The sequence below is a fragment of the Collinsella sp. 4_8_47FAA genome (assembly GCF_000763055.1).
Classification (GTDB): domain Bacteria; phylum Actinomycetota; class Coriobacteriia; order Coriobacteriales; family Coriobacteriaceae; genus Collinsella.
The window spans coordinates 656,896-669,219 of record NZ_KN214134.1 but is presented as its reverse complement, the minus strand read 5'-3'; the positions used below and the strand labels follow the sequence as shown (position 1 = coordinate 669,219).

Sequence of the window (12,324 nt, the reverse complement as noted above, 5' to 3'; positions counted from 1 at the left end):
CCTGGCGCCCGGATATCGGAGGCCCTCGACGAGGCCGGGGCCCTCGAGGCCGAGACGGCGGCGCTGCTCGAGGGCGACGAGACCTACGCGTGTCTGCTCACCGTGCCCGGCATCGGCCCGAGGACCGCGGCGCAGCTCGCGGTGTCGGTCGACATCGGGAGGTTCCCGGACCACGACCACCTGGCCTCGTACTGCGGCATAGCCCCGAGGGTGAGGAGCTCCGGCACGTCGGTGAGGTCGGTCAGGGCGTCCAGGCGCGGCGACGCGAGGCTCAAGTCCCTGCTGATCTTCTCGTGCAACAGCCTGGTGAGGTCCTCGGGGCGCTACGGCGAGTACTACCGGGCCTGCAGGGCGCGGGGCATGGGGCACGGGCGGGCGCTCAAGGCCGTCGCGAGGAAGCGGCTCAGGGCGATATACGCCGTGATGCGCGACCGGGTGCCCTACCGGGAGTAGCCCCGACGGTTGACAAAACTATAGGAACACCCAACGACTAGTCATTTAAGAACGTCCCCAATGACTACAAGGAGTGTCCCAAACTGCCGGCAGAAAAGGAACGTCCCTAACTGCCGCATCCGGAGCAAGACAGCGCCGCAGGTAGAGGACGGACAGCGAGCGGGTCGCATTTGAGGCAAGGTGACGTGAAACGAGAGGGCGCTGACCTTCTGGTCGCGCCCTTGAAGTTGAACGTCAGATTGTCCAAATGCGGCCCGCGCAGCGTCGGCCCGTTACGGCGTTTGGTAAAACGCCGTAACTAAAAACGGTTACCGCGGAAGCCGCCGCCGTTGCGGCCGCCACGGTCGCCGCCGCGACCGCCGCGGTCGTTACCACGGTTACCGCCGAAGCCACCACGGTTGCCGCCGCGATCGCCATAGCCACCACGGTTGCCGCCAAAGCCGCCGCGACCGCCACGGTCGCCGCCACGGTCACCAAAGCCGCCACGGCCGCCGCGATCGCCACCGCGACCGCCGCGGTCGCCACCACGGCCACCACGATCGCCAAAGCCGCCGCGGCCGCCACGGTCGCCGCCACGGCCACCACGGTCGTCACGGCCGCCGCGAGGACCGCGATCCTCGTCCAGGCCCATGGCGACGAGCGGAGCGATAACCTTATCGAGAGCGGCCATCAGCTCGGTGGCCTCCTCGTAAGAAAGCTCGGGCAGGAGCTTCTCCTTCTTGTTGGCAAGCTCGACCAGGCCCTCAGCGGCATCCTCGGCGGCGAAGACAACAATCTTGCGCATATCGCCCTCGGCGTCGTCGATGCGGCCGACCAGATCGGCGGCCTCGGCCTCGGCCATCAGGCCATCGAGCTCACGAAGGCGCATGCCCAGCAGGTCGGACATTTCCTTCTGCTCCATCTTGGGCTTGAGGTCAAGAAGTTTGATGGCGCGCTCGATGTTCGCCATGCGCTCGGCCTTGGCCTCCTCCTCCTTAGAAATAGCAAAGCGACGGCTACGCAGCAGGCGGGCGGCCTTCTGCATCTTGTCCATCAGCTCTTCGTCATCGTAATCAACGGCGGCCTCGACAACCTCGGCCTCCTCCTCGGCGGAAACCTCGTCAGCAGCCTCAACCTCGGCAGCTTCGGTCTCCACGGTCTCGACTGCCTCGACCTCGGCAGCCATGGTCTCGTTCTCGGTCTCGTTCATGATCTCTTCGTTCTCGGACATGAGACTCCTTCTTGGCCCTCTCGGGCATCATCGCCCCATTCGCGGGGCCCGTCGCGCACTCTTTGCGCTTTAAACATTCATGCCTCTCGGCAAAACGTTCATTAGTTTATGGTGTCGCCATCCAATCTAGCTGCAGAATCTATGTGCACACATTAATGCGACATGTGCGACTCGCGACGAGCGTACACCAGCGACGCCACGAACCCGACCACGGCAATTACAGCCGCCACACGCACGGCAGCCGCAAATCCAATCGCCTGGGCAACGTCCGTCGCAGCGCCAGCGGCGTCGGCGATCGCGGCAGAACTCGAGAGCAGACCGATAAACAGCGACGGGCCAAACGATGCGGCAATCATATTCCACGTGTTAAGCAATGCCGTTCCGTGAGGATGTTCAGCGGCGGGTAGCGTCTCCAAGCCGGCCGTTTGCGAGGGGCTCAGCACCAAACCGACTCCGGCATACACCACAACGGTCAGCGCCACGACGACGCCGATGTTCATGCTTGCCGCCGTCATCGAGATGGCAGTCTGCCCCACGGCAATCAGGGCAAAACCGACCGGCAGCAGCGGCCATGCGCCACGGGCGTCCATCACGCGTCCGCCCACAATCGAGGTCACGGCGTTGCAGGCAATCGCCGGCAAAATGAGCAAGCCCGCAATTAGTGCGGTCATGCCGTATGCGCCCTCAAAATAGAGCGGCAACAAAACGCTCATCGAGAACGTCGTCATCATCGACACCACCACAAGCAAACACGCAGGCCAAAAGCGAAAGCTCGCCATGGGACGCACGTTAAGCACCGGATGCTCGAGCTTGAGCTGACGGGCCGCAAACAGGCCGAGCAGCACAATGGCGGCGAAAAGCGCCACGATGCCGGCAATCAGATTGGTCGAGAACTCGCCTACGGAATACACAAATGCCGTAATGCCGGCGGCGAGCAAAACAACCGACAGAATATCAAGCGTGGTGTTCGAGCGCTCTCCGACATTCTGAACAAGCTTAACGCCCGCCGCAGCGACCACAATGCCGCCCACCAGCGGCACTACGAACACCGCCCTCCAGCCAAATAACGTGCACATAAGACCGCTAATCACGGGTCCAAACGCCGGCCCTAGCGTAATGCAGGCACCACCCAGGCTCAGATACAGACCGAGCTTCTCGCGCGGGGCGCAAGACAGCACCACGTTCATCATGAGCGGAAACAAGATGCCCGATCCCGCAGCCTGCAAAATACGACTTGGCAGCAAAACGCTAAACGACGGAGCGATCAGACACAGGACTTCGCCGGCGACCATACATCCGCATGCGAAAAACAACAGCTTGCGCGTCGAGAAACGGCCGGACAGGAAGGCCATGATGGCCGTAAAGATCGACGTCACAATCATGTAGCCCGAGACGAGCCACTGCGCCGTGGTGGCACTCACCGAAAAGGCCGCCATAATGTCGTGCAACGCCACGTTAATGATGTTCTCGTTAAACGCGGCAACAAAGGCCGCAATATACATAACGACGAGAAGCGCCGCAGTGGCCGATGGCGTTACTTGAACTTGTTGCTGAGATTTGCTCCCCATGCATTTCCTTCCTCTTGGAACGACAGTTGCATCGCCCCAGAGGAACAGTCCAGGGCGAAAAATGAGCCCTAGACTTACGCCAGACGCCGTACACGACGAGTCTGACAACATGGTCCAACGTCGAAAGATTGTAACGCGGACGCACAGCTTTCCTTCCGCGCTATTATTAAAAGTCCACGAAAGCATGAGACATGAGGAGCCCACCATGATTAAGCCCATCATGAAATCCGAGTTCTTTTTGCGCCTGCCTTCCGAAGACGCGGGACCCGACGACGCCGCGACCGGGCAGGACCTCCTGGATACACTCCACGAGCATGAGCGCGAGTGCGTGGGCCTCGCCGCCAACATGATTGGCGTGCGCAAACGCATCATCTGCGTAAAGGACGGCAACAGGACACTCCTGATGTACAACCCTCAAATTCTTGAGCAAGTCAATGCCTATCAGACGAGCGAAGGATGTCTCTCGCTGATCGGCGAGCGTCCCTGTACCCGCTATCGCCGCATTAAGGTGGAGTATTTGGACGAGAACTTCGTCCACCGCATCAAAAACTTCTCGGGCTACACCGCCGAGATCATCCAGCACGAAATCGACCACTGCAACGGCGTCGTGGTTTAGGCCACCTGCCAAAATGAGGGTACCGGAGGCCTCCCTATGGATATCAGCCGCTTTGGCGAATTCGCCATCTTAGCGCAGTCACGCACGTTTCTTGATGCGGCGGAACTGCTTTTCATGTCGCAATCAACCCTCTCCAAGCACATCATGGCAATGGAGCACGAACTCGGCTGCAAGCTCATCGATCGAAGCCAGCGCCACGTAACACTCACCGCGCAAGGTGAAGCGCTCCTCCCCTATGCGCAAAAAATTGCGACGCTTCAGCACCGCTATCTTGCCGCCATTCAAATAGGCGCAGGTGAGCCGCTCGAGCACCTCACCGTAGGTTCTATCCCCATTATGGCCCCTTATGGGATCACGGACGCCGTCATCGATTTTCAGCAGGCGAACCCCTCATATTCCGTTGAGCTCATCGAGGGCGAGGGCGACACACTCAAGCGCATGCTCCTGCACGAGGACATTGACCTGGCCTTCATCCGTGACGGCGGCGCCATCGAGCCGGAGTTCAAAAAGATTCCCTTTACGACCGACCGGCTCGTGGCCGTCCTTCCACTCGACCATCCGCTCGCCGAACGTGACACCGTCGAGATAGACGACCTTATCGACGAGAATTTCCTCATGCTTCCCCAAGGCTCGTTCGTAAGCGAGCTCGTCCTTTCCCTTTGTCGCGAAGCTGGATTTGGCCCACGTGTTACGTTCACCGGCAAACGAGCCGAGAACATCATCTCCCTTGTCGCGCGCGGCGCCGGCGTCTCATTCCTCATGCGCAAGCCGGCGGAATCGCTCGCCAGCGGAAAGGTAGCCCTGGTGCCGCTCGAGCCCGCGACGACCTCCGAGGTCAGGCTCTACCTCAAGCGAAACGCCGCGCACTCGCAGGCGGTCGTCTCGTTCATCGGCTTCCTCCCCTACCGTCAGCTCCTGCAGGGCGACCGTACGTCTTCCACCGCGGCACGACCGTCATAATCCCCGCTGCTCCACAACCGCAGACTTGTGTCCGCAAACACGCTGACAACGGCACAAAACACAAATATGCCTCGGGCGGCACGTCGCCGTCCGAGGCATATTTAGTTAAAGTGCGCAGACAGACTAGTCCACCGAGATGTTGAGCGCCTTACCGCCCTCGTCCTTCCTGGTACCGATCACCATAGCGGCGACAAGAGCCAGAACGAAAGCGACCACACCGGAGATGACAAGGCCGATAAAGCCCATGTCGATGCCGGCAGGGTTAATAAAGCTCGGGAAACCGAGCGGGCCGGAGGCACCGAAGGCATAGAGTTTGGCACCCATGAGGCCGGCGATGGCGCCGCCTACACCAGCGGAAATAAAGGTTGCCCACATAAGGCGCTTACGCGGCAGCAAGATGGCGTAAAGCGCAGGCTCGTTGACACCGAAAATCGAAGAGACAAGGGCGGGAATGTTGACGGCAGCATTTTCCTCGGAATCCTTGGTTCGGATGATCATGCCAAGCACAGTACCGGCGATGGCACAACCGCCTGCATACACGAGCGGATTAATGAGGTCATAGCCGTAGGTTGCGACATCGAGGAACCACAGCGGGATGATACCCCAGTGCAGGCCGAACATGACGAGCAGGCTCCAGAACGTGCCGATGACGAAGCCGGCGATGGCGGGCTGGAAGTTGATGAGCATCAAGATGATCTGGGCAACGATGTTGGAGAGGACCGTCATGACCGGACCGACCACAAGCAGGCCAAGGATGCCGCAAATGAGGAGCGTCAGGATGTTGGAGAAGAACGAGCTCACAAGCGCGGGCAGCGCGTTAGAAAGGGCCTTGTGCACCTTGGAGGCAATCCAGACGATAAAGATCGCAGGCAGAATCGTCGATGAGTAATTCTGCATGATCAGCGGGATGCCAAAAATATCACCGTAGACATTGGACTCGAAGACCGTGCCGGCGCCGAGCGTGTAGAGCGGATCTCCGCCCATAAGGGCAACGAGCGTCGGGTAGACGAGGATACCACCGAGCGCCATTCCCATAACGGGCTTAAGTCCGAACTTCTTGGCCGACGTCCAGCCAATGATTAGCGGAAAGTAATAGAAGACCGAATCTCCGATTGCCGAGAGCGTCACATACGTATTGCTGTCCTTGGCAAGCCAACCGGCAACCGTGCAGAGCGCGAGCATCGACTTGATAAAGCCACCGGCCATAAGCACGCCAAGAACCGGTTGCAGAATCTCGGAGATGATGGCAAGCAGACGCGAGAATGGATCGCTCTTTTTGACGTCGTCGCCTTCATCGATATCGAGCGCGGGTTTGGAGTCGAACCCGCCAATCTGAACAAGGTCGTTGTAGACGGCCTCGACAGTGGCACCAATCACGACCTGATACTGTCCGCCGGCCTGGATAACGTCAACGACGCCCTTCGTCGCCTTAAGCTCATTGGTCTGGGCGAGCGATTCATCCTTGAGGTGGAAGCGGAGACGCGTAATGCAGTGGCTCACGTCTAACACATTGTCTCGACCACCGACCTTTGTGATGATTTCATCGCAAAGCTTCTGGTATTTCATGGAATTCTCCTTTTTCTGAGCGGGGTATAGCATCGATTTCATGCCTCCGTAGTCGACGTGGGAGGACAAGGAACCCGCTTCCCCCTTTGAAATCCGCGGACGCACGTACGCCCGGGATGGGGAACGGCAGAGAAGATGGAAGATACCGATCACATGGCAGCGAGCCTCATTGGCCCATGCCACGCAATCAGGCCTACAGACGCGAAGCTGCTGCGCCGAGAAGTCTCGTCGTCTGGCAGAACTTGTCACACAGACGTTCCGGTTCGCCCTGGGGAATCTGAGTACGCTCGGTCTCAAAGGAGAGGCCGTACTCGCGTGCCGGAAGGAAATACTCAAAATAGCCGTTGGTGTAACCGCAGACTATTCCCTCGACCGGACATTCGCGCTTCATGCGAATGCCCAGGTCGCTGCCGAGTTCACTCGGGAACACAAAGAGATGCAAGCCGCCCAGACTGATGACGGCACACTTAAGCGTGAGTGAAAAGTCGTCATGGGCAACGGTGTGATAGAACGTCTGAGGCTCGATGCGGTCAAGAACGACCTCGCAATCGAGCTTGATCTGGGAAATCGCCTCGGCAAGACCGGTCGAAACACGCTCAACCTCGGGAATGCCGCGTCCCTGACGAAAATTGCGGTCGCTACAGTCGCCAGCAGCACCGACGACCATGGCCGGATAGTAACCAAGACTCTGAGCGAGCTTTTTGCCGGTAAGACCGGCGAGTTCGCTCGTGAGCTCCGTGCAGTCGGGTCCGACGCAAGCGGAATGCACCGCCCAGTTCACAAAGCCCGCAAATGGCTTGCCTTCGGTATCGAAGAACGATACGACAATGACCTCATTGTCGGCGAGTTCACCTGGGATGATGCGGTTGTCGTAGAAACCGGTGATGACCTGCTTGCCCAAGCGACAAATCGCGGGCTGTGCGTTGGCGCGGCACTCCTCAAAGCATTGGCAAATGGTATCGAGGAACCAGCGGTAGTAGTTCTCGTCGAATTTTCCCGTCCACCAGCTGCGGTGGTAAGCGACGATTGAAGTATGGTCGTGCGTCGCCGAGAGCAGGACGCAATCACGGTCAATGCCGTAGCGCTCGGCGAGCATTGTCTTGACTTCCTCGGCCATGCTTTCCTCGAACTCGAGGACATCGGCATTAAAGAGAAACACTTCACGTTCGCCTTGCTGGAAGAGGATGGCGTTGGCGAAGACGTCGTCATGGACGCCTGCCGCAGGCTCCAGACGGTTGGGAAGATTGCGGTAGCCAATCAGGTAGATGTCGCCCTGTGGGGTGATTTTGCGGCGCGCGTGTCCAATGTTCATGCACGTTCTCCTTCTGTGTCACGCCGCATTCAAGGCGGCAATGATGATTTCGACGAGGCGCTCATGGGATCCGGCGGCAAAACCGGAGTTCATGGCCTCATAGGTGATCTTTTCGTACGCGTCGGGAGCCGGTAGGTACTTCTGTCCGCCGTTGACGAGCGTGGCAAAGAACACAGAGCCGGACCGAGCGGCGCGCACAGTGGCGCCGAATGCACTCGAGACCTCAGGTTGTACGCCGACAAGCTCGACGTTTCCCAGCCGGAGCAGATAGACCCTCGTGCGCTGCTCGCCAGCGGCATGAAATTCATACGTTTGGTGCGGAGCCAAAGAGTGAAAATCGGCGCGTGTCTGAGCGGGCAGAAAAACGTCGACCGTGCGGGCATCGATGCCGGTGGCGTCATCCTCACGCGCCATGCGAGCGGCCTCGATCAAAGCATCGCCCAAGGCCTGCCCCTGCTGGTGCAGCATGCGGTATCCGTCTTCATGGGCATCGACCGTCTGCTTAACGCCGGCCGCATCGAACATGACGTTCATGGCGCGCTCCGCCGGACCTTGGTCGCCCGCGGCGCCTGGCAGCAACAGGGCAACGCCGCCCAGCTCGCGCTCGAGTGACATGGCGGCAAAACCAAAGAGGTCTCCGCTCGCCATGTGCCTCCCCTCGGAGTCGCGCGACCCGTCGAGCACGGAGGACTGAACGTCCGCCGTCGCGAGCACGGCAACATACTCGCCCCCGGCATCCCTTATGGCGAGTACGGGCATCGTGTGGTCGGCAAACCCCCTGGGATTCGAGCCCAACCACCAGCCGGCAGGCGTCTCAATGTCGCGATTAACGTTCACGGGGCATTCGCCCTCCACAGTGGCGAGCGTGGCAGAGCGAATGCCCGCAACAGCGCGCTCGACAGCCGTGCGGGCGGCAGCGACGAGCGCTGCGCGATAGCGCTCGTTGCGGTTGCGGGCAGCATCGTCGACAAGATGCCCGGGAGTGCGGACGTGAGGCATGGAAAACGTGTGGGTAGGAACCACCCAAGAATAAGCACCGCTGCAATTGGCGGCATCCTCAACAACCTCACGCAGATCGGCGAGTAGAGCCGGAGCGATCGAGGTGACCTCAAGCGAAAGGACGCAGGCGCGTCGCCCCGTCCCCTCGATGATAAGGGCACGGGCGAAGACCTCATGACGGAGTTCGTCGAAACCGTCGAACGGCAACACGTCCCCAAGATCGATGGCCACACGAGCGGCCCCAGCCCTCATCTCTCCTTCGTCCATGGCAGATACTCCCCTCTGATTGTCGCTCACTCGACACCGTACAGTTGCTGCGCCGTACCGCCAAGCACAAGGTCGCTGTCTGTATCGCTCAGATTTGCAGCGCGAACGCAGGCGACACCCTCGGTGAGCCACTCGCGTTTAACGGGATAGCTCGTGCCAAAAACAATATGGTCTGCACCCAGCACGTCAACCGCGCAGGCAAGGAGCGTCTTGCCCCAAGGCTGAGCATGGGACATGTCGAAATAGATGTTGTTCTCGAGGCGCCTGGAAACGGTCTCGGTATCGACCTGAAAACGGCCAGAAGCATCAGGGCGCTTGGGACCATGAGGCAGCAGCATCTCCTTGAACGCAAAGTATGCGCCGCCGAGCATGGAGTGGACCATCTTGATATTGGGGTAGCGCTCAAAGAAATCGCCAAAGATCTCTCGGCCGATCGCCGTAGTTTGGTCGACGCAGCGGCCATAAGAGCGGCGAAGGTTGTCGTACGCGAGAAGCGATTCGTTCTCGACCGGCACGGGAACATGGTGCACGTAAACGGTGACATGGCGTTCGTTCAGGTGCTCGAAAAAGCTCGAGAAGACCTGGTCGTCGAGATAGCGCTTGCCGTAGTGAGCGCAGAGCTGCACACCCGCAAAACCATCGTCGAGCCTGCGATCGAGCTCCTCCAAATTCGCTTTGGTGCCAAAGGGCGGCACAGCGACAAGCGGAATCAGACGGCCACTTGACGCCTTCGCGTCAGCAGCCATACCGTCGTTGAAACGCCGGCACATCTCGAGCGACATCCACTCGTGACAACCGGGGAGCTTGAGGATCGCCTTGTCGACCCCCGCCTCATCCATATCGGCCAAGCGCTTCTCGAGGGTGTAGTCGCCCTCAATGTAGTTAAGACCCGGAGAACCGGCGGGCATCTCGATCACGATTTGTCGTTTGCCGGCGGAATTCATGGTCAGATAGCCTTCGGTGTCATAGGCGCGGGGTACCTCGGCCAAAAACTGTTCGCAGAGCGTCTCGTCATGAAAGATGTGCTCGTCGAACCAGTAGGAATTTGCATCGATAATCATTGGTTGGAACCGCCTTTCATCTTGTTGAAAACATTCTAGAAAAGCAGGTACCCGGACATCAATTCAGGCTTAAGCCCACTGTATTCCATTTTGGAATAGAACTTACCGCTCACACGCGAACCTCGCCCGCTCAACGAGACAAGCGCTAACAGCACGGGCTTAGACAGAAAACGGTCGGCCCGCATCCGTTGCGGGCCGACCGTTTCATTACAGCCTACCTTTGCCGTTACGCCTGGCGGTAGTGATCGAAGAAATCGGCGAGGTCTTCGAGGGACTCTTTGAGTACTTCCATGCGCGGCAGGTACACGATGCGGAAGTGGTCGGGCTCAGCCCAGTTGAAGCCGCCGCCGCGCGTGATCAGGATCTTCTTCTCGTGCAGCAAGTCAAGGGCGAACTGCTCGTCATCGGTGATGTTGAACTTTTTAACATCCATCTTGGGGAAGATGTAGAACGCCGCACGCGGCTTAACCACCGAGATGCCGTCAATCTTGTTGAGCGCCTCATACACAAAGTTGCGCTGCTCGTAGACACGGCCGCCGGGACGGATGTAGTCGTTGACCGACTGATGGCCACCGAGTGCCGTCTGAACGATCGACTGAGCCGGTACGTTGGAGCACAGGCGCATGTTAGAGAGCATGTTGATGCCCATGATGAAGTCGCTCATGCAGCGCTGGTTGCCCGAAAGCACCATCCAGCCAATACGATAGCCCGCAATCATGTGCGACTTGGACAGACCGCTAAAGGTAACGCAGGGCAGGTCGGGGGCGAGCGAGGCAATCGAGACGTGCTCGTAGCCGTCCATGCACAGGCGGTCGTAGATCTCATCGGCAAAGATCATCAGCTGATGCCTGCGTGCAATCTCGACGATGCCCTCGAGCACCTCGCGCGGATAGACAGAACCCGTGGGGTTGTTGGGGTTGATGATGACGAGGGCTTTGGTCGCGCTCGTGATCTTGGACTCCATATCCTCCAGGTCGGGATACCAATCCGCCTGCTCATCGCACAGATAATGTACGGGATGACCGCCAGCAAGGGTTGCGCACGCCGTCCAGAGCGGATAGTCGGGGCTGGGGATCAGAATCTCGTCGCCATTGTCAAGCAGCGCGTTCATCGAAAGCTGAATGAGCTCGGACACGCCGTTGCCCGTGTAGATATGCTCCATCTGAACGTTGGGCAGGCCCTTGATCTGCGAATACTGCATGATCGCCTTGCGCGCGGAGAACAGGCCACGCGAGTTGGAATAGCCTTCGCAGTCGGGCAGCTGCTGGCGCATGTCCTTGATGACCTCATCGGGTGTGCGGAAACCGAAGGGCGCCGGGTTGCCGATATTGAGCTTGAGGATGCGCTCGCCCTCGTCCTCCATACGGGCGGCCTCGTCGACGACGGGACCGCGCACGTCATACAGGACGTTATCGAGCTTGGTGGATTTAGAAAAAGTACGCATGGTGGTGCTCCTTGCAATTTGAGCTGAGGGATGGGGTTCGGGCTTGGAATCGTTGCGGGGTGATGATGCCTCGCCTTGATCGGCGTCGCCGGCAAGCAGCCAGGTAACATCGACCTCCAAAATACGGGCGAGCAGCTCAGCCACATCGCGCCGCGGGATCGTCTTGCCGCTCACATATTGGCTCATCTGACTCTTGCCGAGTTTTTTGCCGAGCATCTCCGATGCGCGGATCACGTCCGACTGGCGAACGTCGCGATCGGACATAGCCTGTCGCAGGCGATCGCTAAACGTCTCTTGGGCCACTAGAACCTCCTTGCTGGCAAAGTTCAATTTATAGAACACGAATTGAACCATGGTTCAATTTAGCAAGCAGTATAACGCGGCACCTCATTCGATAGTTCAATTTCATAAGAAAATGTACCGGACTCCGAGATTCCTTGATTCTCATTTTCATTGCAACAGCCTCAGGACTCAGCGCAACGCGTTGCGCTGAGTCCTGAGGCGCGAATCCGGGTAGGCAACCCCAGAGGGGCCGGAATCCCCCGGCCCGCGATGGAGGGAGGCCGGCATGTCCAGACCCAAGCCGTCCGGAAGGTCGTACGGGAGGCTCACGAGGCACGAGAGGAACACGGTCGAGAGGATGCTCGACCGCAACCGCAGCGCCCGCGAGATCGCCGCGGAGCTCGGCAGGTCGCCCTCGACCGTGACCAGGGAGGTGGCGGCGCACCGCTACGTCACCGCGCCGCGCTCGCGCTACGGCGAGCCCGCGCCCGCGGACCTGTCGGGGGCCTGCCCCAGGCTCTCCGCGTGGCCGAGGTGCTGCAACGGCTGCTCGCACAGGAGGGGCTACGGCTGCTCGAGGAGGCCC

At 59.6% G+C, this 12,324-nt stretch carries 11 protein-coding genes; 4 read left to right on the top strand and 7 right to left on the bottom strand.

Features of this window, described 5'->3' with window-relative positions:
- A partial coding sequence (locus HMPREF9463_RS03040; RefSeq protein ID WP_148334156.1) for a transposase occupies positions 1-453 on the top strand: 453 nt, incomplete at its 5' end.
- A 298-nt stretch (positions 454-751) separates the two neighbouring features.
- On the opposite strand, the gene HMPREF9463_RS03035 is transcribed toward HMPREF9463_RS03040, so the two are convergent.
- Positions 752-1,663, bottom strand: a complete 912-nt coding sequence (locus HMPREF9463_RS03035; RefSeq protein WP_035137032.1) for a hypothetical protein — start codon at positions 1,661-1,663, stop codon at positions 752-754.
- A 152-nt stretch (positions 1,664-1,815) separates the two neighbouring features.
- Positions 1,816-3,231 carry an MFS transporter gene (locus tag HMPREF9463_RS03030; RefSeq protein WP_035137031.1) on the bottom strand — a complete coding sequence of 472 codons (1,416 nt, stop codon included), beginning with the start codon at positions 3,229-3,231 and terminating at the stop codon, positions 1,816-1,818.
- A gap of 205 nt (positions 3,232-3,436) precedes the next feature.
- Here HMPREF9463_RS03030 and HMPREF9463_RS03025 point away from each other — a divergent pair, with 205 nt between their 5' ends.
- On the top strand, positions 3,437-3,847 hold the full coding sequence (locus HMPREF9463_RS03025; protein ID WP_035137030.1) for a peptide deformylase: 411 nt from the start codon (positions 3,437-3,439) through the stop codon (positions 3,845-3,847).
- A gap of 36 nt (positions 3,848-3,883) precedes the next feature.
- The gene (locus HMPREF9463_RS03020; protein ID WP_052044040.1) at positions 3,884-4,807 is read left to right on the top strand and encodes a LysR family transcriptional regulator; all 924 of its coding nucleotides are present in this window, start codon (positions 3,884-3,886) and stop codon (positions 4,805-4,807) included.
- Positions 4,808-4,930: 123 nt separating this feature from the next.
- Here HMPREF9463_RS03020 and HMPREF9463_RS03015 read toward each other — a convergent pair whose 3' ends face one another.
- From HMPREF9463_RS03015 to HMPREF9463_RS02995, 5 genes are all read right to left on the bottom strand, one after another.
- The gene (locus tag HMPREF9463_RS03015) at positions 4,931-6,373 is read right to left on the bottom strand and encodes a PTS transporter subunit EIIC (protein ID WP_052044039.1); all 1,443 of its coding nucleotides are present in this window, start codon (positions 6,371-6,373) and stop codon (positions 4,931-4,933) included.
- A gap of 193 nt (positions 6,374-6,566) precedes the next feature.
- Positions 6,567-7,685 (bottom strand): neutral/alkaline non-lysosomal ceramidase N-terminal domain-containing protein, encoded by a 1,119-nt coding sequence (locus tag HMPREF9463_RS03010; RefSeq protein ID WP_035137029.1) that lies wholly within the window; start codon positions 7,683-7,685, stop codon positions 6,567-6,569.
- An 18-nt stretch (positions 7,686-7,703) separates the two neighbouring features.
- The gene (locus tag HMPREF9463_RS03005; RefSeq protein WP_035137027.1) at positions 7,704-8,951 is read right to left on the bottom strand and encodes a hypothetical protein; all 1,248 of its coding nucleotides are present in this window, start codon (positions 8,949-8,951) and stop codon (positions 7,704-7,706) included.
- A gap of 26 nt (positions 8,952-8,977) precedes the next feature.
- Complete coding sequence (locus tag HMPREF9463_RS03000) at positions 8,978-10,012, bottom strand: amidohydrolase family protein (RefSeq protein WP_035137023.1); 1,035 nt, start codon at positions 10,010-10,012, stop codon at positions 8,978-8,980.
- A gap of 226 nt (positions 10,013-10,238) precedes the next feature.
- The gene (locus HMPREF9463_RS02995) at positions 10,239-11,720 is read right to left on the bottom strand and encodes an aminotransferase class I/II-fold pyridoxal phosphate-dependent enzyme (RefSeq protein ID WP_084591767.1); all 1,482 of its coding nucleotides are present in this window, start codon (positions 11,718-11,720) and stop codon (positions 10,239-10,241) included.
- A gap of 304 nt (positions 11,721-12,024) precedes the next feature.
- Between HMPREF9463_RS02995 and HMPREF9463_RS02990 the strand changes: the two genes are divergently transcribed.
- The coding region (locus HMPREF9463_RS02990) for a helix-turn-helix domain-containing protein (protein ID WP_035137022.1) at positions 12,025-12,324 on the top strand (300 nt) is incomplete at its 3' end.

Bases quoted from the DNA above. Each gene is read 5' to 3' on its own strand.
- HMPREF9463_RS03000 (WP_035137023.1), bottom strand. From the start codon at position 10,012: ATGATTATCGATGCAAATTCCTACTGGTTCGACGAGCACATCTTTCAT.
- HMPREF9463_RS03015 (WP_052044039.1), bottom strand. From the start codon at position 6,373: ATGAAATACCAGAAGCTTTGCGATGAAATCATCACAAAGGTCGGTGGT.
- HMPREF9463_RS03020 (WP_052044040.1), top strand. From the start codon at position 3,884: ATGGATATCAGCCGCTTTGGCGAATTCGCCATCTTAGCGCAGTCACGC.
- HMPREF9463_RS03025 (WP_035137030.1), top strand. From the start codon at position 3,437: ATGATTAAGCCCATCATGAAATCCGAGTTCTTTTTGCGCCTGCCTTCC.
- HMPREF9463_RS02995 (WP_084591767.1), bottom strand. From the start codon at position 11,720: ATGTCCGATCGCGACGTTCGCCAGTCGGACGTGATCCGCGCATCGGAG.
- HMPREF9463_RS03010 (WP_035137029.1), bottom strand. From the start codon at position 7,685: ATGAACATTGGACACGCGCGCCGCAAAATCACCCCACAGGGCGACATC.
- HMPREF9463_RS03005 (WP_035137027.1), bottom strand. From the start codon at position 8,951: ATGGACGAAGGAGAGATGAGGGCTGGGGCCGCTCGTGTGGCCATCGAT.
- HMPREF9463_RS03030 (WP_035137031.1), bottom strand. From the start codon at position 3,231: ATGGGGAGCAAATCTCAGCAACAAGTTCAAGTAACGCCATCGGCCACT.
- HMPREF9463_RS03035 (WP_035137032.1), bottom strand. From the start codon at position 1,663: ATGTCCGAGAACGAAGAGATCATGAACGAGACCGAGAACGAGACCATG.